Origin of the sequence: Streptomyces sp. HNM0574 (assembly GCF_012726235.1) — a bacterium.
Classification (GTDB): Bacteria; Actinomycetota; Actinomycetes; order Streptomycetales; family Streptomycetaceae; genus Streptomyces.
The window spans coordinates 97,712-121,124 of sequence record NZ_JAASAH010000003.1 but is presented as its reverse complement, the minus strand read 5'-3'; the positions used below and the strand labels follow the sequence as shown (position 1 = coordinate 121,124).

15 protein-coding genes are annotated in these 23,413 nt (G+C 72.6%); 3 read left to right on the top strand and 12 right to left on the bottom strand.

The genetic code is table 11. The features are described 5' to 3' along the window. Positions 1–274 precede the first annotated feature (274 nt). On the bottom strand, positions 275–1,738 hold the full coding sequence (locus HCC30_RS07285; RefSeq protein ID WP_169441515.1) for a cytosine permease: 1,464 nt from the start codon (positions 1,736–1,738) through the stop codon (positions 275–277). Between the two features lie 126 nt (positions 1,739–1,864). On the opposite strand from HCC30_RS07285, the gene HCC30_RS07280 reads away from it, so the two are divergent. Continuing rightward, positions 1,865–2,008, top strand: coding sequence for a hypothetical protein (locus HCC30_RS07280; protein ID WP_169441514.1), 144 nt, complete (start codon positions 1,865–1,867; stop codon positions 2,006–2,008). A gap of 273 nt (positions 2,009–2,281) precedes the next feature. On the opposite strand, the gene HCC30_RS07275 is transcribed toward HCC30_RS07280, so the two are convergent. From HCC30_RS07275 to HCC30_RS07250, 6 genes are all read right to left on the bottom strand, one after another. Next, entirely contained in the window at positions 2,282–2,992 is a 711-nt protein-coding gene (locus HCC30_RS07275; protein ID WP_169441513.1) for an XRE family transcriptional regulator, read from the bottom strand. Between the two features lie 91 nt (positions 2,993–3,083). Further along, complete coding sequence (locus HCC30_RS07270) at positions 3,084–3,923, bottom strand: carbohydrate ABC transporter permease (RefSeq protein ID WP_346776529.1); 840 nt, start codon at positions 3,921–3,923, stop codon at positions 3,084–3,086. Between the two features lies 1 nt (position 3,924). Further along, entirely contained in the window at positions 3,925–4,824 is a 900-nt protein-coding gene (locus HCC30_RS07265) for a sugar ABC transporter permease (protein WP_169441512.1), read from the bottom strand. Next, entirely contained in the window at positions 4,821–6,185 is a 1,365-nt protein-coding gene (locus HCC30_RS07260; RefSeq protein WP_169441511.1) for an extracellular solute-binding protein, read from the bottom strand. Before HCC30_RS07260 ends, HCC30_RS07265 begins: the two co-directional genes overlap by 4 nt. 144 nt (positions 6,186–6,329) lie before the next feature. Continuing rightward, positions 6,330–7,061 carry a response regulator gene (locus HCC30_RS07255; protein ID WP_169441510.1) on the bottom strand — a complete coding sequence of 244 codons (732 nt, stop codon included), beginning with the start codon at positions 7,059–7,061 and terminating at the stop codon, positions 6,330–6,332. After that, positions 7,058–8,791 carry an ATP-binding protein gene (locus tag HCC30_RS07250; protein ID WP_169441509.1) on the bottom strand — a complete coding sequence of 578 codons (1,734 nt, stop codon included), beginning with the start codon at positions 8,789–8,791 and terminating at the stop codon, positions 7,058–7,060. Before HCC30_RS07250 ends, HCC30_RS07255 begins: the two co-directional genes overlap by 4 nt. Positions 8,792–8,922: 131 nt before the next feature. Between HCC30_RS07250 and HCC30_RS07245 the strand changes: the two genes are divergently transcribed. Then, a complete protein-coding gene (locus HCC30_RS07245) occupies positions 8,923–10,317 on the top strand; it encodes a cation:dicarboxylase symporter family transporter (protein ID WP_346776528.1) in 1,395 nt (464 codons plus the stop codon). A gap of 447 nt (positions 10,318–10,764) precedes the next feature. Here the strand turns inward: HCC30_RS07245 and glgB are convergent, their stop codons facing one another. From glgB to HCC30_RS07225, 4 genes are all read right to left on the bottom strand, one after another. Next, positions 10,765–12,978 (bottom strand): 1,4-alpha-glucan branching enzyme, encoded by a 2,214-nt coding sequence (gene glgB / locus HCC30_RS07240; RefSeq protein ID WP_346776553.1) that lies wholly within the window; start codon positions 12,976–12,978, stop codon positions 10,765–10,767. 146 nt (positions 12,979–13,124) lie between these two features. Further along, entirely contained in the window at positions 13,125–14,642 is a 1,518-nt protein-coding gene (locus HCC30_RS07235; RefSeq protein WP_169441507.1) for a phosphotransferase, read from the bottom strand. 198 nt (positions 14,643–14,840) lie between these two features. Beyond that, positions 14,841–16,565 (bottom strand): maltose alpha-D-glucosyltransferase, encoded by a 1,725-nt coding sequence (treS, locus tag HCC30_RS07230; protein WP_169441506.1) that lies wholly within the window; start codon positions 16,563–16,565, stop codon positions 14,841–14,843. After that, on the bottom strand, positions 16,552–18,600 hold the full coding sequence (locus tag HCC30_RS07225; protein WP_169441505.1) for an alpha-1,4-glucan--maltose-1-phosphate maltosyltransferase: 2,049 nt from the start codon (positions 18,598–18,600) through the stop codon (positions 16,552–16,554). Before HCC30_RS07225 ends, treS begins: the two co-directional genes overlap by 14 nt. A 466-nt stretch (positions 18,601–19,066) precedes the next feature. Here HCC30_RS07225 and glgP point away from each other — a divergent pair, with 466 nt between their 5' ends. Further along, on the top strand, positions 19,067–21,673 hold the full coding sequence (gene glgP, locus HCC30_RS07220; protein ID WP_169441504.1) for an alpha-glucan family phosphorylase: 2,607 nt from the start codon (positions 19,067–19,069) through the stop codon (positions 21,671–21,673). Between the two features lie 85 nt (positions 21,674–21,758). Here glgP and HCC30_RS07215 read toward each other — a convergent pair whose 3' ends face one another. After that, positions 21,759–23,354: a M4 family metallopeptidase gene (locus tag HCC30_RS07215; RefSeq protein WP_206323533.1), complete on the bottom strand. Its 1,596-nt coding sequence runs from the start codon at positions 23,352–23,354 to the stop codon at positions 21,759–21,761. Positions 23,355–23,413 lie beyond the last annotated feature (59 nt).

Genomic DNA, 23,413 nt, shown 5'->3' with positions numbered 1-23,413 from the left:
CGAGGTTACGCCGCCGAACGGCCGCGAGGGCGGGAGAGTTCCTTCCCGCCTCTCACGGGTTGTCACAAGGGTTGTTCGTGGACCCTCTCGACGGCGCCGCACCCCGAAAGGCGGGGCGGGCCCGCGACAAAGGGGCGCGGGGAACTGCGCAAAAAGGGGCGCGGGGAACTGCGCGAAGGCCCGGGCCACGACGGCGCCGCACCCGAAAAGCGGCGTGGCCCGAAAACCGGCGTGAGCCCGAGAAGTCGCGCGGGCAACTACCGTCGCGCCCCCGCTACGGCGCGGTCTCCTGGGCGCGTACGCGAGCGCGGCCAAAGGCCAGGGTCAGGCCGAGGCCGAGAGCGAGCGCGGCGAGGACGCCGAGGTTGGCCCCGGCCCACGGTCCGCTCCTGCCGCCCAGACCGAGCGGACCCAGCAGGTAGCCCTGCCAAGTGAGCCAGGCCGCACCGGAGTTGGTGACCAGACCCCAGCCCACGGCCGTGGCACCGGCCAGCAGCGCGACGGGCGCCCGCCGTACGTCGCCGTACCTGCCCGCGCGGTCGAAGAGGCCGGCCTCGTCGTACGGGCGGGTGCGCAGGGCGACGTCGGCGAGCATGATCCCGCACCAGGCGGCGACGGGGACGCCGAGCGTGGTGAGGAACCCGGTGAACGCGTCGAGGAACCCGTCGGCGAGGAACACCATGCAGACCGTGCCCGCGATCATCAGGGCGCCGTCGATGGCGACGGCCGCGTGCCGGGGGACGCGGACGCCGACGGCCAGCAGCGCCAGCCCCGAGGAGTAGATGTCGAGCACCGCGCCGCCGACGAGCCCCAGCACGGCGACGACGGCGAAGGGGAGCAGGAACCACAGCGGCAGCAGCGTCGTCAGCGCTCCGACGGGGTCGGCGGCGACGGCCCCGCGCAGTTCCGGCGAGGAACCCGCCAGCAGCAGCCCGGCCACGAACAGGAGCAGCGGCGCCGCCGAGGCACCGAGCACCGTCCAGCCCGCGACGGCCGCGCCGCGGGTGCGGCGCGGCAGGTAGCGCGAGTAGTCGGCGGCCGCGTTGACCCAGCCGAGGCCGAATCCGGTCATCAGGAACACCAGCGCGCCGAGCACCTGTTGGGCGGAACCGGAGGGCAGCGCGGTGACCGTCGCCCACCGGATCTCGTCGGCGACCAGGGCCACGTACCCGAGGGTGAGCACGCCCGTGACGACGGTGATGACGGCCTGCAGGCGCATGATGAGACCGAAGCCGGCGATTCCGGCGAGGACGGTCAGGGCCGAGACGAGGACGAGCGCCGCGAGCTTCGTGGACGTGTCGCCGCCCCAGCCCAGCCGGTCGAAGACGGTGGCGGTCGCCAGGGTGGCGAGGGTGACCAGCACCGTCTCCCAGCCGACGGTCAGCAGCCAGGAGACGGCCGACGGGAGCCGGTTGCCGCGGACGCCGAACGCGGCGCGGCTCAGCACCATCGTCGGGGCCGACCCGCGCTTGCCCGCGACCGCGATCACCCCGCACAGCAGGAAGGAGAAGACGATGCCGGCCACCCCGGCGGCGAGGGCCTGCCCGAAGGACAGCCCGAAGTCGAGCGCGAAGGCGCCGTAACTCAGGCCCAGCACCGAGACGTTGGCCCCGAACCACGGCCAGAACAGCTGCGCGGGACGTCCGGTGCGCTCGGCGTCCCCGATGACGTCCAGCCCGTGCCGCTCGACGGCCGTCCCGCGCGCCGAGGCCGCGGCGCCGCCCCCTTGCTCTGCCATCCCGCCCCCGATCCGCCCCCGGTGATCCGACGTGAGCCTGGCCGGTGGCGGAGGCGCGGTCAAGGGCACGACGCCCGGGCGGAACCGTCTGGCGCGCGCGGCCCGGAGCGGGCAGACTCACCGGCCATGCCGACACCACCGCCGAACGGCCCGCTGTGCACCCGCGATTCGCTCACCGCCGAGCTGCGCGCCCTCGGTGTCGTGCCGGGCGAGACCGTTAGGGGCGCGGGGAACTGCGCGAGCGGCCACGGCGGCGGGGCGGGCCGGTGACGGCATTGCGCACCCCGCGCCGGGGCTGAGGCGCTGCGCTTGCCAGCCCTGCGCCTCGGCGCAGTTCTCCCAAGCGCGGGGCGGGCCCGCGACAAAGGGGCGCGGGGAACTGCGCAAAAAAGGGGCGCGGGGAACTGCGCAACCCCCGAGCCCCGACGGCGCCGCACCCGAGCAGCCGGGGCGAGCCCGCAAAAAGGGGCGCGGGGAACGGCGCGAAAGACCACAACGCCGCCGCACCCCGAGCAGGAAACGCACCCCGCACCGCGGCCCGGGCTACAGCCCCCCGACCTCCGACCAGAAGTGCTCCAGAATGTCCGCGAGAAAGACGCGCCCCGCCTCGCGCGCCTGCTCGGAGGAGTCATCGGCGGCCCAGCTGAGGGACGCCGCGGTGGTGGACTGGTACTGCTCGTGCAGGGCGCGCAGCACCACCTCCAGCTCCTCGCGCTCCAGCGGGACGAGCTTGCCGACGGGGCGCAGGTACGGCTGCCAGCGGGCGGTGACGGCGTCGCGGAGGAGCCGGGCCAGGCGGTCCGCCTTGCCGGTGAGCGCGAGCGCCGCGTCCGGCGGGAGCCCGAGGGTGTGGGCGAGGAGTGCGGCCTGCCCGTCGTTGCCGGTCCAGGCGCCGGTCTCCTCGGCGCGTTCGTAGGAGTGCGCGTCCATGCCGATGGCGCGGGCCACGTCGGCGACGGCCATGCCGCCGGCCAGCCGGTGTTCCCGGAGCGTGGTGGGCCGGGAGAGCAGGTCGGCCGGTGAGCACCAGAGGGCGCCCGCAAGGGCGGTGAGCTGGGATTCGTCCGGGGTGCCGAGCCCCGCCTCCCAGGCGGCGACGGTGCGTGCCGTGACCTGCGCCCCGTAGGCGGCGCGCATCCCGTACGCCACGTCCTGCGGTGTCATGCCGAGGGCCTCGCGCAGGCGGCGCGCGGCGGCCGCGTCGAGGGGGGACGAGCTGTGCGGGGCGGGACGGGAGGGACGGCCGTGGTGCATCCGCACACGGTAGGGGCGCCGAAGCGGCCGCCCCTACCGTGCGTTCACACGAAGTCGCGGATCGTAGGAACGGCCAGCGCGGGCCGCCCCTTCACCCCTTGACCGCGCCGCCCAGCGTGAACCCGCCGCCGAGCCGCCGGGCGATGAGGACGTACAGCAGCAGCACGGGCGTCGAGTAGAGGATCGAGAAGGCGGCCAGCTCGCCGAAGGCGATGGAGCCGAAGTCCCCGAAGAAGGTGAAGACGCTGACGGAGGCCGGGAGCTGGTCGGGGGTGAGCAGCAGCATGAAGGGGACGAAGAAGTTCCCCCACATCATGATGAAGCTGTAGACCGTGACGACGGAGATGCCGGGTCCCATCAGCGGCAGCACGACCCGGGTGAGGGTCTGCGTCCAGCTCGCCCCGTCGGTCCGCGCGGCCTCCTCCAGGACGAGGGGTACGCCGTCCATGAAGTTCTTCATCAGCCAGATGGCGAAGGGCAGTTGGGAGGTGGCGAGGAAGAGCGCGGTGCCCCACAGCGTGTCGATGAGGTTGATCTGCACGAACAGGCCGTAGACGGGGACCATCACGGCGGTCACCGGCAGGCAGGTCGTGAACAGGATCGTCAGCAGGTACGGCCGGGCGAAGCGGGACCGGAAGCGGGAGAGCGGGTACGCCGCGAGCGTCGCGCACACGATGGTGACGAGGGTGGCGCCGCCGCACAGCAGCAGGCTGTTGCGCATCGGGACGAAGGTGATGTCCTCCGTCATCACGGCCGAGAAGTTGCCCAGCGTCGGCTCCTCGGGCGGCCGCACCCGCAGCGTCGCCTCGGCGTCGAGCGAGGCCAGTACCAGCCACAGCAGCGGGACGGCGAACGCCAGCCCGAGGACGGCCAGTCCGAGGTCGGCGGCCAGCCGCTGCCGGGTGCGGCGGCTCAGTACGCGCGGGGGCACGTCACACCTCCTCGCGCATCAGGCGCAGGTAGACGAGGGAGAAGAGGGCGCCGACGACGAGCAGCAGCAGGGCCACCGCCGTGCCGTAGCCGATGAGCGCCTTGTTGAACGCCTGGTCGTACATGAACACGGGGAGGGTCTGGCTCCGGTTTCCCGGGCCGCCGCGCGTCATGGCCCAGATGAGGCCGAAGACGGACAGTGTCTGGAGGGTGTTGAGCATCAGGTTGGTGCCGATCGAGCGGCGGATCATCGGGAGCGTGATCCGCCACATCCGCTGCCATCCCGAAGCGCCGTCCACCTGCGCCGACTCGCTGATCTCGGACGGGATCCCGGTCAGCGCAGCCGAGTACACCAGCATCGAGAAGGCGGTGCCGCGCCAGATGTTGGCGAAGGAGACGGCGAGGATCGGCAGCGTGAACAGCCAGTTCTGGTCCGGCAGTCCGAGCCGGCCCAGTACGGCGTTGAGCGAGCCGTCCTCGCTGAAGAACGCGTACAGCAGGAACCCCGCGACGATCTCCGGCAGCACCCACGCGCCGATCACGACGGCCCCGGTGAGCGTCCGGACCGGCCTGCTCGCGCGCTGCATCAGCGCGGCCAGCGTCAGCCCGATGGTGTTCTGCCCGAGCACGGAGGAGACCAGGGTGAAGACCAGGGTGAGGACGACGGCGTTGCGGAACCCGGCGTCGCCGAACGCCCGCCGGAAGTTCTCCAGCCCGACGAACGAGGTCGACTCCTGGCCGGTCAACTGCAGGTCGGTGAAGGCGAGATAGCCGCAGTACGCGATCGGCCCGGCGAGGAAGAGCAGCAGCAGGACCGTCGCCGGGCTCAGCGGCAGCCAGCGCAGGAAGCGCAGCCGGTGCGCGGGCGGGCGGGCGGCGGTGGCGTCGACGGCGGCGCTCACTCGGACGTCACCCGCCCGTCGGTGATCGCCGTCAGCTGCTCGTCGTAGCGCCGCGCGGCCTGTTCGACGGTCAGGTCGCCGGTGGTCACGGCCTCCATGGCCTCGGTGATGGCGGTGGAGACCTGCGGGTAGACGGGCAGCGTCGGACGGTAGTGGGTGTGCTTCACGCGCTCGGTGAAGAAGGCCACCCCGGGCGAGGACGCGAGGTACCTGGGGTCCTTCGCGACGTCGTCCCGCACCGCGATCTGGGCGTTGCTGACGCAGAACGCGACAGCGTTGTCGGTCGTCTGGAAGGTTTCCAGCATCTCCCAGGCCAGCCGCGGGTTCTCCGACTTGCGGGGGATGGCCCAGGCCCAGCCGCCGGACATGCTGACCTCGCCGGGCGCCTGCCCGGCCTGCGTCGGCATCGGCGCCAGGCCCATCGTCTTCTCCCAGCCGGGCCAGGGACTGCCGCCGGACTTCAGCCACTGCTGCCCGAGCCAGGAGCCGTCCAGGTTGATCGCCAGCTTCCCCTCGGGCAGGTACTCGGTGGCCACCTTCGTCTTGATGTTGGGGTTGAGCGCGGCGCCGACGTCCGGGCCGAGCTTCTCCGCGTACACCGTCGACACGAACTCCAGGCTGTCGCGGAAGCCCTGGCCGCCGCGCACCCACTTCTTCTTCTCCCGGTCGTAGAGCGGGTCCTCGCCGGAGCCGGTGCCGTACAGCAGCGGCTGGAAGCCCTGCATGGCGGAGACCTCGCCGGACGCCTTGCCCGTGAAGACGTTCAGCGGGACGACGCCCGGCACCTTCTTCCGCACCGTGCGGGCGGCGTCGAGCACGTCCTCCCAGGTCCTCGGCTTCCAGTCGCGGGGCAGCCCGGCCTTCGCGAAGATCTTCCGGTTGAACCACAGGCCGCGGGTGTCGGTGCCGTCGGGGACGCCGTACGTCCGGCCGTCCTCGCCGCGCACCGACCGCTTGGCGCCCGCCGCGTACCGGTCCCAGTCCTTCCAGCTCTTGAGGTACCCGTCGAGCGGGCGCAGATAGCCGCTCTTCACATCGGAGTTGAGCAGGAAGGTGTCCTCGTAGACCAGGTCGGGCGCGGTGCGCGGGGAGCGCATCATCTGCTGGATCTTCGCGTAGTAGTCCTGCTGCGGCGCCTGGATGGGGATCAGCTCGACGTTCTTCCCCGGGTGCTTCTTCTCGAACTTCTCGGCGATCGCCTCGATGTAGTCGTCCCGGACGGTGACCTTCCGGTCGGTGTCCTTGGGGAAGGCGATCTTCACGGTGTCCGGATCGTTGCCCGTACCGCACGCGGTGAGCGCGCCGGCGGCGAGGACGGCGGTGACGGTGAGGACCAGCGGAGCACGGCGGCGCACAGGCATGACCTCCTCGGGCCATGGCCGAAACCACGCCGAACGCGCCACCGGCCACGGGCTGCTGCGGTGACGGTACGTTCACCCGGGCACGCGGCACGGGTCAATGCCCGTGCAGATCAGCCTTCTTGGTGACGGACACCGGCGCCCGCCTCACCCCCGGTGCCGGTAGCAGAACTCCGGGCGGCCGACCTGGCCGTACTGGGGTGCGCGGGCCGCGCTGCCCGCGTCCACCAGGTGTTCCAGGTAGCGGCGGGCGGTGATGCGGTTGATGCCGAGGAGTTCGGCGGCCGCGCTCGCGGTGAGGCCGGAATCGCCCGCGTCGAAGAGCGCACCCGTCACGGATTCCAGCGTCGGGGCGCTCAGGCCCTTGGGGAGGGTCACGGGGCGGGGCGCGCGCAGGTCGGCGAGGGCCCGGTCGACCTCGGCCTGGCTGACGGCCTCGCCGCCCGAACCCCGGGACGCCGCACGGAAGTCGGCGTACTGGCGGAGCCGGTCGCGCAGCGCCGGAAAGGTGAACGGCTTCAGCACGTGCTGGACGACGCCCAGCGAGACGCCCTCGCGGATGACGGTCAGGTCCCGGGCCGAGGTGACGGCGAAGACGTCCGTGGTGTGGCCGGCGGCGCGCAGCCCGCGCAGCAGGGTCAGCCCGCTGCCGTCGGGCAGGTACAGGTCGAGCAGGATCAGGTCGACGGGCGTGCGCTCCAGGGCACGCGCCGCCTCGGCGCGGGAGTGCGCCACCCCGGCGACGGCGAAGCCGGGGACGCGCGTGACGTAGCGCGCGTGCGCGGCGGCCGCCACCGGGTCGTCCTCGACGACCAGCACCTGGAGCGTCCCGCCGGCCTCCTCGGTCCCGCCCGTGCTCGCTTCCGGGTTCGCGCTCATGCTCCGGTGACCTCCTCCGACGGTCTCGTGCCTGCCCGTGCGTCCTCGTCCCGCGCGGCCGGCGGGCCGGTGAGCGGCAGCCGCACCGTGAACTCGGCGCCGCCCTCGGCCGCTTGACCGACCCGCGCGCTGCCGCCGTACCGGTGCGCCGTCTGCCGCACCAGCGCCAGGCCGAGCCCGCGCCCGCCCGCCGCGTGCGGCTTGGTCGACCAGCCGCGCTCGAACACGGCCTCCGCCTCCCCGGGCCCGACTCCGGGCCCGCTGTCGGCGACCCGCACCAGCAGCACGGCCCCGTCCACGCCGTCCTCCGTGCGGACGGTCACCGTCACGCGCGGGACGTCACGCCCGGGACCGTCCCCGACCGCGTCCAGCGCGTTGTCGATCAGGTTGCCGACGACGGTGACCAGATCGCGCGCGGGCAGGATCGTACGCCCCGCACCGCCCGCGCCCCCAGCCTCCGGTGCCGTCCAGGCGTCCTCGATGTGGCTGTCGGGGGAGAGCCGCAGCTCGATGCCGCGCTCGTTCGCCTGCGCGGCCTTGCCCAGCAGCAGCGCGGCCAGCACCGGTTCGCCGACGGCGGAGACGACCTGGTCGGTCAGCGCCTGGGCGAGCTCCAGCTCCTCCGTCGCGAAGTCCACCGCGTCGTCGGTGCGGCCGAGTTCGATCAGCGAGACGACGGTGTGCAGCCGGTTCGCCGCCTCGTGCGCCTGCGAGCGGAGCGCCTCGGTGACCCCGCGTACCGAGTCCAGCTCACCCGCCAGCGACTGGAGCGCGGTGTGGTCGCGGAGGGTGACGACGGTGCCGGAGCGGTGGCCGCCCGAGACCGGGGAGGTGCTCAGCAGCACGACCCGGTCGGCGGTGAGGTGCACCTCGTCCACGCGGGGTTCGCCGTCCAGCAGCGCCGCCGTCAGCGAGGGCGGCAGCCCCAGCTCCGGTACGGGGCGGCCGACCGGGCCGGGTCCCGGAGCCGTCAGGCCGAGCAGGTCCCGGGCGCCGTCGTTGATCAGCGCGACCCGGTGCGCGCCGTCCAGCAGGAGCAGCCCCTCGCGGACGGCGTGCAGTGCGGCCTGGTGGTACTCCCGCATGCGGCGCAGCTCCACCGCGTTCATGCGGTGCGTGTGCCGCCGCAGCCGGACGTGCGTCCACCACGCGCCGAGCCCGCCGAGCAGCAGCGCGCCGGCCGCGACCCCGAGCAGCAGCGTCACCTGGTGCCGCAGCTGCGCGCTGATCGTCTCCACGGTGATGCCCGCCGCGACGAGCGCGACGACGCGCCCCTCGTCGTCGGTGACCGGGGTGACCACGCGGACCGAGGGGCCGAGCGTGCCGGTGTAGGTCTCGTCGAAGGTCTCGCCACGCGTCGCGGGCCCGATGTGGCCGACGAAGCGCTTGCCGAGCTGCCGCGGGTCGGGGTGCGTCCAGCGCGTCCCCTCCACGGACATGATCGTGATGAAGGTGACGCCGGTGTCCCGCCGCACCTCCCGCGCGTACTCCTGGAGCCGCCCGGCGGGCTCCGCCGTCCGCACCGCCTCCCGCACCGACGGGGAGTGCGCGACGGCGGCGGCCGTGGCCCCGGCCCGGTGCCGCGCCGCGTTCTCGGCCTGCGCCTTGTCCGTCACGTACGCGAACACCGCGCAGCCCGCGACCACGACGGCCACCAGCACGACCTGCGCCGCGAACAGCTGGCCCGCGAGGCTGCGCGGCCGGCGGCGAAGTGAACGGGGAGAGAACACCGGCTCAGTGTGCCCGGGGAATTTCCGTGCACGTAATGCACGTAAGGGTGACGAGAATCATGCCCTGTTGCATAGTCACCGGGACTCGGTGCGAGTCAGAGCCGCAATGAAGCATGACGAGGAGCCCCGACGTGTCGCAGCAGGCACCCCCGCCGTCCTCGGCACCCGCGTCCAAGAAGCGGGACCGTACGCATTACCTCTACATCGCCGTGATCGCCGCGGTGGTCCTCGGCGTCACGCTCGGTCTCGTGGCGCCCGATGTCGCCACGCAGCTGAAACCGGTCGGTGAGGGCTTCGTCGCGCTGATCAAGATGATGATCTCGCCGGTGATCTTCTGCACCATCGTGCTGGGCATCGGCTCGGTGCGGAAGGCCGCGAAGGTCGGCGCCGTCGGCGGACTCGCGCTCGGCTACTTCATGGTGATGTCGACGGTCGCGCTCGGCATCGGCCTCGTCGTCGGCAACTTCCTCGACCCCGGGCACGGGCTGCACCTGAGCGAGGCGGCCAAGGACGCCGGAGCCGCCGAGGCCGAGGGCGGCGGCGAGGGCACCTCCGACTTCCTGCTCGGGATCATCCCGACGACCATGGTCTCCGCCTTCACCCAGGGCGAGGTTCTGCAGACGCTGCTGGTCGCGCTGCTCGTGGGCTTCGCGCTGCAGGCCATGGGCACCTCGGGCGAGCCGGTCCTGCGCGGCATCGGTCACCTCCAGCGGCTCGTCTTCCGGGTGCTGGCGATGGTGATGTGGGCCGCGCCGGTGGGCGCCTTCGGCGCGATGGCGGCCGTGGTCGGCGAGACGGGGGTCGGGGCGCTGAAGTCCCTGGCCGTCATCATGATCGGCTTCTACGCGACCTGTTTCCTGTTCGTGATCGTGGTGCTCGGGCTGCTGCTGAAGCTGGTCGCGGGCGTCAACATCTTCTCCCTGCTGAAGTACCTGGGCCGGGAGTTCCTGCTGATCCTCTCCACCTCCTCCTCCGAGTCCGCGCTGCCGCGGCTCATTGCGAAGATGGAGCACATGGGCGTCAGCCGTCCCGTCGTCGGCATCACTGTCCCGACGGGCTACTCCTTCAACCTCGACGGCACCGCCATCTACCTCACGATGGCCTCGCTCTTCGTCGCCGAGGCGATGGGCGACCCGCTGACCATCGGCCAGCAGCTCTCCCTGCTCGTCTTCATGATCATCGCCTCGAAGGGGGCCGCCGGGGTCACCGGTGCCGGACTCGCCACCCTCGCGGGCGGGCTCCAGTCGCACCGCCCCGAACTCGTCGACGGCGTCGGCCTGATCGTCGGCATCGACCGCTTCATGAGCGAGGCCCGCGCCCTCACCAACTTCGCGGGCAACGCGGTCGCCACGGTGATCGTCGGCACCTGGACGAAGGAGATCGACAAGGAGCGGGCCGCCGAAGTCCTCGCCGGACGCGTCCCGTTCGACGAGACGACGCTCGTCGACGACCACGCCTCCGGCGACGGGCCCGGGGGCGACGTCCCCGCGCAGACCGGTCCCGCACCGGTCAGCACCACCAAGTAGTCCGCCAGGCCAGGGCACGGCACGGGACCGTCCTCCCACGCCGACGCCCACGGGGCGACCGCCTCTCCCCCCTGCGGCGGCCCGCCCAACCGGCCGCTCCCCGCCCCGGAACACCTCCGGGGCGGGGAGCGGCTTTTTTGGGGGGCGCGGGGAAAGCCACGGCGTACGGGGTGGCCCGGCGACGGCGGTTGCGCGCGCCGGGGCTGGGGCGCTGCGCTTGCCAGCCCTGCGCCTCGGCGCAGTTCTCCCAAGCGGGGTCACCCCGAGAAGCGGAGCGAGCCCGAAAAGGGGCGCGGGGAACTGCGCGAAAACCCGAGCCCCGACGCCGCCGCACCCGAAGAAGCGGGGCGAGCCCGCAAAACAGGGGCGCGGGGAACTGCGCGAAGACCCGAGCCACAACGGCGCCGCACCCGGAAACGTACGCGCACCCCGCGAAGCACCGGGCCCCTAACCCGCAGGTTCGAACCACACCGTACCCAGCGGCGGCAGCACCGGCGTCACCGAGAGCGGCCGGCCGTGCCACGGGACGGGCGCGGCCGGCAGCGGCTCCGCGTTGCGCAGGTCACCCCCGCCGTACCGCGCCGCGTCCGTGTTGAGCGTCTCGCGCCAGGCGCGCACGCCGTCCGGCACCCCGATCCGGTAGCCGTGGCGCGGCACGGGGGAGAGGTTGGCGACGGCGACGAGCGGGGAGCCGTCGGCCGCGTACCGGAGGAAGGCGAAGACGTTGTCCTCGCGCGCCCCGCCGTCGATCCAGGAGAAGCCGGACGGGTCGGTGTCCCGCTCCCACAGGGCCGGGGCTTCCAGGTAGCGGTGGTTGAGGTCGCGGACGAGGTCGCGGACGCCCCGGTGGTCGGACTCGGCCGCGTAACTCGGGTCGAGCAGCCACCAGTCGGGCCCGTGGCCCTCGTCCCACTCGGCGCCCTGCGCGAACTCCTGCCCCATGAACAGCAGTTGCTTGCCCGGGTGGGCCCACATCAGGCCCAGGTAGGCACGGTGGTTGGCGCGCTGCTGCCACCAGTCGCCCGGCATCTTCGACACCAGCGACCGCTTCCCGTGCACCACCTCGTCGTGCGAGATGGGCAGCAGGTAGTTCTCGGAGTACGCGTAGACCATCGAGAAGGTCATGTCGTCGTGGTGGTACTTGCGGTGGACCGGGTCCTTCGCGATGTACACCAGGGTGTCGTGCATCCAGCCCATGTTCCATTTGAAGCCGAAGCCGAGCCCGCCGAAGCCGCCGGGGCCCGTGTGGTGGGTGGCGCGGGTGACGCCGTCCCAGGCCGTGGACTCCTCGGCCGCGGTGAGGACGCCGGGGCAGCGGCGGTAGAGCGTCGCGTTCATCTCCTGGAGGAAGGCGACGGCGTCGAGGTCCTCGCGCCCGCCGTGCGCGTTGGGCGTCCACTCGCCGTCCTCGCGGGAGTAGTCGAGGTAGAGCATGGAGGCGACGGCGTCGACCCGGAGCCCGTCGATGTGGAACTCCTCGCACCAGTACACGGCGTTGGCGACGAGGAAGTTGCGCACCTCGCGCCGCCCGTGGTCGAACTCCAGCGTCCCCCAGTCCGGGTGCTCGGCCCGGCGCGGGTCGGCGTGCTCGTACAGCGGGGTGCCGTCGAAGCGGGCCAGCGCCCACTCGTCCTTCGGGAAGTGCGCGGGCACCCAGTCCATGAGGACGCCGATGCCCTCCCGGTGCAGCGCGTCCACCAGGTACTTGAAGTCGTCCGGGGTGCCGAGCCGTGCGGTGGGCGCGTAGAACCCGGTGACCTGGTAGCCCCAGGACGGGCTGTACGGATGCTCGGCCACCGGCATCAGCTCGACGTGCGTGAAGCCCAGCTCCCGTACGTAGGCCGGGAGTTGGGCGGCCAGTTCGCGGTAGGACAGGCCGGGGCGCCACGAGGGGAGGTGCACCTCGTACACCGACATCGGCGAGGTGTGGTGCGTCCCGGCGCCCGCGGCCCGGCGTTCCATCCACGCCGCGTCCGACCAGGTGTGGTGCGAGCGGTGCACGACGGACGCGTTCGCGGGCGGGCACTCGGTGCGCCGGGCCATCGGGTCGGCGCGCAGCCGCCGGTCGCCGTCCGGCCCGGTCACCTCGTACTTGTACAGGGCGCCCTCGCCGACCCCGGGCAGGAACAGCTCCCAGATCCCGGAGGAGCCGAGCGAACGCATCGGCGCCGCCGTGCCGTTCCAGCAGTTGAAGTCGCCCGCGACGCGGACGCCCCGCGCGTTCGGCGCCCATACGGTGAACCGGGTGCCGGTCACGCCCGCGTGCTCCATCGGGTGCGCGCCGAGCGCCCGCCACAGCTCCTCGTGCCGCCCCTCCGCGATCAGGTGCAGATCGAGCTCGCCGAGCGCGGGCAGGAAGCGGTACGGGTCCGCCTCGCGGATCTCGTCCTCGCCGGGCCGCTCGCCGTACCCGGTGAGCAGCTCGTACGCGGGGATCGCGGGGAGCGGCAGCACCCCGGCGAAGAACCCGTCGCCCTCGTCGTGCAGTTCGGCCCGCAGCCCCTTCGTCGCGACGGTGACCGCGCGCGCGAACGGGCGCAGCACCCGGAAGCCGACCCCGCCCCGTACGAGGTGGGCGCCCAGGTGCGCGTGCGGGTCGTGGTGCGCGCCGTCCAGCAGCCGCCGCCGGTCGTCCGGGTGCAGCGGCGGCGCGGTGCGCACCCCGTGGCTCCCGCCGCCGGGACCGGCCTCCCGCCGGGGCGCGGGCGGCACTCCCGCCGGTTCCTCGGCGCGGAAGGTGGCGGGGACGGCGGCTGCGGGGGGCGCGGGCGTGCGGGGCTCGGGGCGGGCGGACGGCTGACGGGCGGTCACTGGGGGCTCCTCCTGGGCGGGGCGGCGAGACGGCGGATGGCGGACAGCGGGATGGGCAGCCACGAGGGGCGGTGCCGGGCCTCGTAGAGCACCTCGTAGATCGCCTTGTCGGTCTCGTACGCGCGCAGCAGCACGGCCTGCGCGCGCGGGTCGGCGCCCGAGGCGTCGGCGTAACCGGCGCAGAACGCGGCCCGGTTGGCGCCCGCCCACTCCTCCGGGCCGCCGCCCCCGTCCGCCTGTCCGGGCCGGTGGCTCGCGGCGTAGTCGAAGGAGCGCAGCATCCCGGCGACGTCCCGGACGACGGGCTGCGGGACGCGGCGCTCGCCGAGCGGACGGTCCGGCTCGCCCTCGAAGTCGATCAGCGTCCAGCGCCCGTCCGGCCCGTGCAGCACCTGCCCGAGGTGCAGGTCGCCGTGGACGCGCTGGGCCCGGCAGCGGTACCCGCCGCGGCCGAGCTCGGCGACGGCCCGGAAGGCGCCGCGCAGCGCGGCCCGGTACGGGAGGAGCGCGGGCACGGCGGTGGCGGCGGCCTCCAGCCGCCTGGCCATGTCGCGGGCCAGCGCCTCCAGTTGGGGCCGGTGCAGCACGGTGGTGGGCAGCGAGGCGGCGAGCCCGGTGTGCACCTCGGCGGTGGCGTGGCCGAGGGCGCGGGCCGAGGCGGTGAAGTCCCGGCCGTCCGCGAGGGCCCGGAGCGCCAGCTGCCACCCGTCGTGCGAACCGGGCAGGAACGGCTGGAGCACCCCGAGCGTCAGCGAACCGGCCGTCTCCTCCGGCGCCGTCCGCGCCTCGAACCAGGCCGTCGGCGCGGGGACGCGGGCGCAGCCGCCGCGGGCCAGCGCGAGCGGCAGTTCGAGGTCGGGGTTGAGCCCGGGCCCGACCCGGCGGAAGACCTTGAGGATGTACGAGGTGCCGTACACCACCGAGGAGTTGGACTGCTCGGCCGAGAGCGGCCGGGGCCGCAGCCCGGACGGGATCACGGACTCCGGCTCGCGCGCGAACACCAGCGGCCCGAGCCGCCCCGGCGCCCGCAGCCGCTCCAGCAGCAGCCCCGCCAGCCGCGGGTCCGACAGCGCCTCGTACACCATGAACCCGCGCAGCGGGCCCCGGGCCGGGCGTCCGATCAGGGCGGGGGCCAGGGCCGGCGGCAGCACGGTGCGGACGCCGAGCAGCAGTTGGTAGCAGTCCTCCGGCTCCTCCGCCGGGCCGCCGTCGCCGTCCTGGCCGCCGGGGCCGTCCGCGCCGTGGCCCGGTTCCGGTACCGGCGCGGGCTGGTGGGCGCGGACGAGGAGGTGGAGCAGGCCCGGGGTCGCGCCGCCGGCGGAGCACGGCAGCAGCTCGGTGGCGCCGACGAGGGTGAACCCGCCGATGGGGCGGCCCTTCCCGGCGAACCAGCGCTGCCGGGGCAGCCACTCGGTCAGCAGGGGCGCGAGGGAGTGGAGCAGGCCGCCTGATCCCCCCGCCGCGGAACCGGCGTGGGCCGGGGCCGCGGTGAGGGACAAGGAGCGTTCCGACATGGAGTCTTGCGTCCTTTCCCCGGGCACACGAAAAAGTACGCAGAGTGTCCCGGATTGCGGCGTCGGCTGTCCGGCTGTGCGGGACGTGTCGAAGAACTTCACTCGGCGACGGCCGGCGGCCGTCCCCCGAAAGCGCGGGGACAGGGGAACGCGTGCCCGTGGGGCCCGGAAACCAATCCGGTTTCCGGGCCCCGGCGCTCAGTTCTGCGCGGGTTCCTGTTCGCGGAGCCGGAACCAGTAGAAGCCGTGTCCCGCCATGGTGAGCAGATACGGGAGTTCACCGATCGGCGGGAAGCGCACCCCGCCGATCAGTTCCACCGGAACGCGTCCGGCGAGGCTCGGCAGATCGAGTTCCGTGGGCTGCGGGAAGCGGGAGAAATTGTGCACGCACATCACGGTGTCGTCCTCGCCGTTCTCCATCCGCACTTCCCGGAGGAACGCCAGAACGGACGGGTTGGACGAGGGGAGTTCGGTGTACGTGCCGAGTCCGAAGGCCGGATTCTGTTTGCGGATCTCGACCATGCGGCGCGTCCAGTGCAGCAGTGAACTCGGGGAGCTCATCGCCGCTTCGACATTGGTGACCTGATAGCCGTGGACCGGGTCCATGATGGCGGGCAGGAAAAGCCGCCCCGGGTCGCAGGAGGAGAATCCGGCGTTGCGGTCGGGCGTCCACTGCATGGGGGTGCGGACGGCGTCGCGGTCGCCGAGCCAGATGTTGTCGCCCATGCCGATCTCGTCGCCGTAGTACAGGATCGGCGAGCCGGGCAGGGACAGCAGCAGGGCCGTGAACAGCTCGATCTGGTTGCGGTCGTTGTCCAGCAGCGGGGCGAGGCGGCGGCGGATGCCGATGTTGGCGCGCATGCGCGGGTCCTTGGCGTACTCCGCGTACATGTAGTCGCGTTCCTCGTCGGTGACCATCTCCAGGGTCAGCTCGTCGTGGTTCCGCAGGAAGATGCCCCACTGGCAGCCGGACGGGATGTTCGGCGTCTTGGCCAGGATTTCCGAGACCGGGTAGCGGGATTCGCGGCGCACCGCCATGAAGATCCGCGGCATGACGGGGAAATGGAATGCCATGTGGCATTCGTCGCCGCCCTTTTCGTAGTCGCCGAAGTAGTCGACGACGTCCTCGGGCCACTGGTTGGCCTCGGCGAGCAGCACCGTGTCCGGATAGTGCGCGTCGATCTCGGCCCGTACGCGCTTGAGGAAATCGTGCGAGCGCGGCAGGTTCTCGCAGTTGGTGCCCTCCTCGGCGTACAGGTACGGAACGGCGTCCAGCCGGAATCCGTCGATGCCGAGATCCAGCCAGAAACGCAGCGCCGAGATCATCTCCTCCTGCACCACCGGGTTCTCGTAGTTGAGGTCCGGCTGGTGCGAGAAGAAGCGGTGCCAGTAGTACTGCTGGCGTACCGGGTCGAAGGTCCAGTTGGACGCCTCGGTGTCGACGAAGATGATGCGCGCGTCGGAGTACTGCTTGTCGTCGTCGGCCCATACGTAGTAGTCGCCGTACGGTCCGTCCGGGTCCGCTCTCGACTCCTGGAACCAGGGGTGCTGGTCACTGGTGTGATTCATGACCATGTCGATGATGACCCTGATGCCGCGCTGGTGCGCGGAGTCGACGAACTCGACGAAGTCGGCCAGGTCGCCGAATTCGGGGAGGACGGACGTGTAGTCCGAGACGTCGTAACCGCCGTCCCGGAGTGGTGACTTGAAGAAGGGCGGCAGCCACAGGCAGTCGACGCCGAGCCATTGCAGGTAGTCGAGTTTGGCCGTGAGCCCTTTCAGGTCACCGATGCCGTCACCGTTGCTGTCCTGGAAGGAGCGGACCAGGACCTCGTAGAAGACCGCGCGCTTGAACCAGTCGGGGTCGCGGTCCTTGGCGGGGGTGTCCTCGAAGGTGTCGGGGACGGGGTCATTGACGGTCATGTGCGGGTGACCCTCCGGTCGAAGTGGACGGTCGCAGGGAGAGGACGTGGGCCGCGGCGGGGGAGTCACCCCCCGGGTCGAGGCGCACGTAGTTGTCCCTGCCCCAGTGGTAGGTGTCGCCGGTGAGCTCGTCGCGCACCGGGAAAGTCTCTTTTCCGCTCACTTGAGCGGGGTTGAGACCGAATGATTGGAGATGTGAGCTGTCCAACGACACCGTCGCTTCGTGGGTGTGGTGCGGGTCGAGGTTGACCACGACGAGCACCGTCTCGGCGTACGGCCGTGTAGCGCGCTTGGAGTAGGCGATCACCTGCTCGTTGTCGGTGCGGTGGAAGGTGAGGCCGCGCAGCCGCCGCAGCGCGGGGTGCCGGCGGCGCAGCCGGTTCAGCGTGGTGATCAGCGGGGAGAGGCTGCGGCCCGCGTGCTCGGCGCCCGTCCAGTCGCGGGGGCGCAGCTCGTACTTCTCGGAGTGCAGGTACTCCTCGCTGCCCTCGTGCAGCGGCGTCGCCTCGCACAGCTCGTACCCGGCGTACATGCCCCAGGACGGGGAGAGCGTCGAGGCCAGCACCGCGCGGGTGGCGAACGCGGGCCTGCCGCCCTGCTGGAGGTAGGCGTGCAGGATGTCGGGGGTGTTCACGAAGAGGTTGGGGCGCATGAAGGCGGCGGTCTCGCCGGAGAGTTCGGTCAGGTACTCCGTCAGCTCCCGCTTGGTGTTCCGCCAGGTGAAGTAGGTGTAGGACTGCTGGAAGCCGACGGCGGCGAGGGTGCGCATCATCGCGGGCCGGGTGAACGCCTCGGCCAGGAAGATCACGTCGGGGTCGCTGCGGCCGATGTCCCCGATGACCTTCTCCCAGAAGACCACCGGCTTGGTGTGCGGGTTGTCGACGCGGAAGATCCGCACCCCGCGCGCCATCCAGAACCGCAGCACGCGCAGCGTCTCGCGGACGATGCCGCGGAAGGCCGCCGGGTCGGTGTCGAAGTCCAGCGGGTAGATGTCCTGGTACTTCTTCGGCGGGTTCTCGGCGTACGCGATGGTGCCGTCCGCGCGGTGCCGGAACCACTCCGGGTGTTCCTTGACCCAGGGGTGGTCGGGGGAGCACTGGAGGGCGAAGTCGAGCGCGACCTCCAGGCGGAGCTCCTTGGCCCGCGCGACGAAGTGGTCGAAGTCCGCCAGCGTGCCCAGGTCGGGGTGGACGGTGTCGTGCCCGCCGGCCGGGGAGCCGATGGCCCAGGGGCAGCCGACGTCGTCGGGCCCGGCCGCGAGCGCGTTGTCGGGGCCCTTGCGGTAGGCGTCGCCGATGGGGTGGACCGGCGGCAGGTAGACCACGTCGAAGCCCATCGCGGCGACGGCGTCGAGGCGTTCGGCCGCGGTGCGGAAGGTGCCGGAGACCGGGGGCTTGCCCGGCTCGACGACGGCGCCCTCGGAGCGCGGGAACATCTCGTACCAGGCGCCGACCAGGGCGCGTTCCCGTTCGACGTGCAGGGTCAGCGGACGGGAGGAGGAGACGAGTTCGCGCAGCGGGTACGCGTCGAGGACCTCCGTCACCCGGGAGGCGAGCGCCGCGGCCAGCCGCTGCGCGGGCTCGCGGGAGGTGTCGCGCAGCGCGGCCGCCGCCTCCAGCACTCTGCCGCGGCCCGCGGTCTTCGGGACTCCGGCGGCCGCGCGTTCGTGCAGCTCCGCGCCCTCCTCCAGGGTGAGTTCGGTGTCCACGTCCGCCGGGATCTTGATCCGCGCGTGCTGCCGCCAGGTGGCGACGGGGTCGCTCCAGGCCTCCACCGCGTACGCCCAGCGCCCCTCGGCGTCGGGGGTGACGTCGGCGGCCCAGCGGTCGGTGCCGGGGGCGATCTCGCGCATGGGGGTCCAGGGGGCCGAGCGTCCGGTGGGGTCGCGGAGCACGACGTTGGCGCCGATCACGTCGTGCCCCTCGCGGAAGACGGTGGCGGACACCTGGAAGGTCTCTCCGGCCACGGCCTTCGCCGGACGGCGTCCGCAGTCGACCAGCGGCTGGACGTCGAGAACAGGGATACGACCGATCATGGGTTCACCTGGGGGCTGTACGCGGGGGCCCTCGGGGAATGAGGGCGCGGGAAACGGAGGGCAGGCAGCGGGGGGTGGGGAAGACGGGGACATCGGCGGTAATGCCGCTTGCGCCCTTTGTATCGGTTCTTTCCGTTCCGCTGGACGCTTTCGGGCTGCGGGCATGGTCGCTCCTGGACGCGTTCACTCGGGTGGGGGCGTGGAGCTGTGCGGACGCCGCGCGCCGCTCGGAACAGGGTCAGAGCCCGCTCCCCGTCGCGGGCCCCGGCAGTCCGGCGCTCCGTGAACTGCTGGTACGCAGCTGGCAAGTCGGACCGGGTTCCGTCAAGTCCTCGCGTACGAGGGTGAGTTGGGGTGCGGACGCCGTGGGGTGCGGACATGCGGACAAGCGGCGCGTCACGTCGCATCAGCGGCACAAGGGGTTCAATCAGCGGCAAATGCCCGGTTTCCGGACTACCTTCGAGGGGTGAAGGCACATCGTCGTTTCTCCGTACGCCCCGTCCTGCCCGAGCCGCTGCGTCCGCTGAGCGAGCTGGCCCGCAACCTGCGCTGGTCCTGGCACCCCGGCACCCGGGCGCTGTTCCGCGCCGTCGACCCGTCCGGCTGGGAGGCGGCGGGCGGCGACCCGCTGCGGCTGCTGGGCGCGCTCGCGCCGGACCGGCCCGCCGAACTCGCCGCCGACGACGGCTTTCTCCGCCGTCTCACCGAGGTCCACGAGGACCTGCGCCGCTACCTCCGCGAGCCCCGCTGGTACCAGCACCGCGACGGGGACGAGGGAGGAGGCGGCGAACCGCCCTCGGCCGTCGCGTACTTCTCGCCCGAGTTCGGGATCACCGAGGCGCTGCCCCAGTACTCCGGCGGACTCGGCATCCTCGCCGGGGACCACCTCAAGGCGGCCAGCGACCTCGGCGTCCCGCTGATCGGCGTCGGGCTGCTGTACCGGCACGGCTACTTCCGGCAGACCCTCTCCCGGGACGGCTGGCAGCAGGAGCACTATCCCGTCCTCGACCCCGGCGAACTCCCCCTGGAACTGCTGCGCGAAGGCGACGGCGCCCCCGTGCACACCGAGCTGCGGCTGCCCGGCGGGCGGCTGCTGCGGGCGCACGTGTGGCAGGCGCGGGTCGGCCGGGTCCCGCTGCTGCTGCTGGACTCCGACGTCGAGGGCAACACCCCCGGCGACCGGGACGTCACCGACCGGCTCTACGGCGGCGGCAGCGAACACCGGCTGCTCCAGGAGATGCTGCTGGGCATCGGCGGCGTACGGGCGCTGCGCGCGTACTGCCGGATCACCGGGCACCCGGAGCCCGAGGTGTTCCACACCAACGAGGGCCACGCCGGGTTCCTCGGCCTGGAACGCATCCGCGAACTCACCGGCGGCGAGCACCCCCGGCTGTCCTTCGCCGAGGCGCTGGAGACCGTCCGCGCGGGCAACGTGTTCACCACCCACACCCCCGTCTCCGCCGGCATCGACCGCTTCGAGCGGGAACTCGTCGCCCGGCACTTCGGCGAGGGCGGGGAGCTCGACGGGATCGACCTCGCCGAGGTGCTGGAACTCGGCGCCGAGACGCACACCGGCGCTGACCCCGAGGTGTTCAACATGGCCGCCATGGGCCTGCGTCTCGCCCAGCGGGCCAACGGCGTCAGCGCGCTGCACGGCACCGTCAGCCGGGAGATGTTCGCCGGGCTCTGGCCCGGCTTCGACGCGGCCGAGGTGCCCATCGCCTCCGTCACCAACGGGGTGCACGGCGGCACCTGGGCCGCGCCCGAGGTCCCGCCCGCCGCGCACACCCTGGACGACGCCGCGCTCTGGGAGCTGCGCCGCACCCTGCGCTCCGGGCTCGTCGACGAGGTGCGCGAGCGGCTGCGCGCCTCCTGCCTGCACCGCGGCGCCTCCCGCGCGGAGACCGGGTGGACCGGGCAGGTCCTCGACCCGGAGGTGCTGACGATCGGCTTCGCCCGCCGCGTCCCCTCGTACAAGCGGCTGACGCTGATGCTGCGGGACCCCGAGCGGCTGCGCCGGCTGCTGCTCGACCCGGAACGTCCGGTGCAGATCGTCGTCGCGGGCAAGGCGCACCCGGCCGACGAGGGCGGCAAGCGGCTGATCCAGGACCTCGTACGGTTCGCCGACGACCCGCGGGTGCGGCACCGCGTCGTCTTCCTGCCGGACTACGGGATGGGCCTGGCCCAGCGGCTGTGCTCCGGCGCCGACGTCTGGCTGAACAATCCGCTGCGCCCGCTGGAGGCATGCGGCACCAGCGGCATGAAGGCCGCGCTCAACGGCGGCCTCAACCTCTCGGTCCTGGACGGCTGGTGGGACGAGTGGTACGAGCCGTCCTTCGGCTGGGCCGTGCCCACCGCGGACGGCGAGGAGGCGCAGCACGAGGACCGGCGGGACGACGTGGAGGCGGCCGCGCTCTACGACCTGGTCGAGCAGCAGGTCGCCCCGCGCTTCTACGACGACCGGGACGCCGCCGGGGTGCCGCGCTGCTGGACGGCGATGGTCCGGCAGACGCTGGCGCGGCTCGGCCCGAAGGTGCAGGCCGAGCGCATGGTGCGGGAGTACACCGAGGTGCTGTACGCGCCCGCGGCGCGGGCCCGCCGCGCGCTGGACCCGGACGCGGCACGGGAGTTGGCGGCCTGGAAGGCGCGGGTGCGCCGGGAGTGGCCGCTGGTGTCGGTCGGCCACGTGGAGACGGCGGGGCCCGAGCCGGAGGCCGGCCCCGGCCGCGAGGCCGCCGAGTGGGCGGCGGGCGCCCCGCCGGTGCTGCGCGCGCGGGTCACGCTCGGCGGGCTCACCCCCGACGACGTGGAGGTGCAGGCCGTCGTGGGCCGGGTCGACGACAGCGACCGGCTCGACGCCGAGGACAGCGTGCGGCTGCCGCTGAAGCCGGCCGGCAGCCCGTCCCTGGACGGCGGCCGCTGGTACGAGGGGACGCTGGAGCTCGGGCGCACCGGCTCCTTCGGCTGCACCGTGCGGGTGCTGCCCTCGCACCGGCTGCTGGCCTCGCCCGCCGAACTGGGCCTGGTCGCGGCCCCCGCCGACGAGCCCCCCGAGAGCGCGGCGGCGGACTGACGGGACGTACGAGGGGCCGGGGAGCGTGTGCTCCCCGGCCCCTCGCCTCGCCCGGGCCCCGCCGTGAAGGCGCCCGGGGATCAGGTCACTTGACCTTGACCGCCGTCCAGGCCGCCTCGACGGCCTTGGCGTCGGCGGACTGGGCGCCGAACAGGGCGCCCGCGGCCTTGACGGTGGCCTCGCGCGCTCCCTTGTAGTCGGTGTTGGACGTCATGTTCTCGGTGAGGGCCTTGAACCAGATCTTCTCGGCCTTCTCGATGCCGATCCCCTCGACCTTGGTGCCGTCGGCGGTCGGGGAGTCGTACTTGACGCCGTTGATCTCCTTCGCGCCGCTGCCCTCGGACAGCAGGTAGAAGAAGTGGTTGGCGATGCCGGAGGAGTAGTGGACGTCCACGTCCCCGGCCTTCTCGTCCCAGTAGTCCAGCGAGTTGCCGTCCTTGCTGGGCTCGTCCATGTAGCGCAGCGGGGTGCCGTCGCCGTTCAGGTCGATCTGCTCACCGACGAGGTAGTCGGCGACGTCGGTCTTGCTGTCGGTCTTGAACTCGACGCCCGCGGCGAAGATGTCCGAGGTGGCCTCGTTGAGGCCGCCGGACTCGCCCGCGTAGACCAGGTTCGCGGTGGTCGAGGTGACGCCGTGCGACATCTCGTGGGCCGCGACGTCGACGGAGGTGAGGGGCTTCTTGTTGCCCTCGCCGTCGCCGTAGGTCATGCAGAAGCAGCTGTCGTCCCAGAAGGCGTTGGAGTAGTTGTTGCCGTAGTGGACGCGGCTGAGGGCGCCCTTGCCGTCCCCGGCGATGCCCTCGCGGCCGTGCACGCCCTTGAAGTAGTCCCAGGTCAGGCCCGCTCCATAGTGCGCGTCGACGCCGGCGGTCTGCGGGTCGCCGGGGGTGCCGTCGCCCCACTTGTCGTCCTCGTCGGTGAACGCCTTGCCGTCGCCGCTCTCGCCGCCGTCGAGGTTCGTGGTCTTGTCGTCGCCCCGCTTGGGGTCGGAGAGCGTGTACTTGCCGTCCGAGCCCGAGGTGCCGAGCTCGACGTCGCCGCTGTACTGGCTCTTGCCGGTGCCGTCCTGGATGCCCTGGTACTCCAGCAGCTTCTTGCCGGACTCGGCGTCGGTGATGACGTGCATCCGGTTGGGCGTGCCGTCCTTCTGGGTGCCGCCGACGACGGTCTCCCAGGCGAGGACGGGCTTGCCCTCGGCGGCGAAGACGACCTTGCGGGGCGCCTTGCTGCCCTCCGCCTTCGCGGTGGCGGGCTTCTTCGCGGCGGGCGCGGCCGAGGTGTCCACGGCGAGCTTCGCGTCGGTGGACTTCGTGACGCCGGTGCGCTTCCCGTCGGCCTTCTTGTGCACGACCATGTCGCCGCCGATGACGGGGAGTCCGTCGTAGGTGCGCTCGTAGCGGACGTGGGTGTCGCCGTTCTGGTTCTTGACGACGTCCTTGACGTGCAGCTTCTCCTGCTTGCCGAGGCCCAGGGCGCGGGCGTCGGCGGACTTGGCCTCCGCCGTGTCGGCGGACTTCACGAGCGCGGCCTTCTGCGGGGCCGACAGCTGCGCGGGCAGCGCGCTCGTCCGCAGCGTCGAGCCCGAACCGCTCTCGGAGGGGCCCGCGTTGGCGGTACCGGCGGTGATGCCGGCGGCCAGCAGAGCCGCCGTGGCGACGAGGCCGCCGGATATCCGGTACATCCGCTGCTTCTTGCTGGTGGATCTCACTCGATGGCTCCTTCTGCCGTGGGGGCCGGGCG

Bases quoted from the DNA above. Each gene is read 5' to 3' on its own strand.
- HCC30_RS07285 (WP_169441515.1), bottom strand. From the start codon at position 1,738: ATGGCAGAGCAAGGGGGCGGCGCCGCGGCCTCGGCGCGCGGGACGGCC.
- HCC30_RS07280 (WP_169441514.1), top strand. From the start codon at position 1,865: ATGCCGACACCACCGCCGAACGGCCCGCTGTGCACCCGCGATTCGCTC.
- HCC30_RS07275 (WP_169441513.1), bottom strand. From the start codon at position 2,992: ATGCACCACGGCCGTCCCTCCCGTCCCGCCCCGCACAGCTCGTCCCCC.
- HCC30_RS07260 (WP_169441511.1), bottom strand. From the start codon at position 6,185: ATGCCTGTGCGCCGCCGTGCTCCGCTGGTCCTCACCGTCACCGCCGTC.
- HCC30_RS07255 (WP_169441510.1), bottom strand. From the start codon at position 7,061: ATGAGCGCGAACCCGGAAGCGAGCACGGGCGGGACCGAGGAGGCCGGC.
- HCC30_RS07235 (WP_169441507.1), bottom strand. From the start codon at position 14,642: ATGTCGGAACGCTCCTTGTCCCTCACCGCGGCCCCGGCCCACGCCGGT.
- treS (WP_169441506.1), bottom strand. From the start codon at position 16,565: ATGACCGTCAATGACCCCGTCCCCGACACCTTCGAGGACACCCCCGCC.
- HCC30_RS07225 (WP_169441505.1), bottom strand. From the start codon at position 18,600: ATGATCGGTCGTATCCCTGTTCTCGACGTCCAGCCGCTGGTCGACTGC.
- HCC30_RS07215 (WP_206323533.1), bottom strand. From the start codon at position 23,354: ATGTACCGGATATCCGGCGGCCTCGTCGCCACGGCGGCTCTGCTGGCC.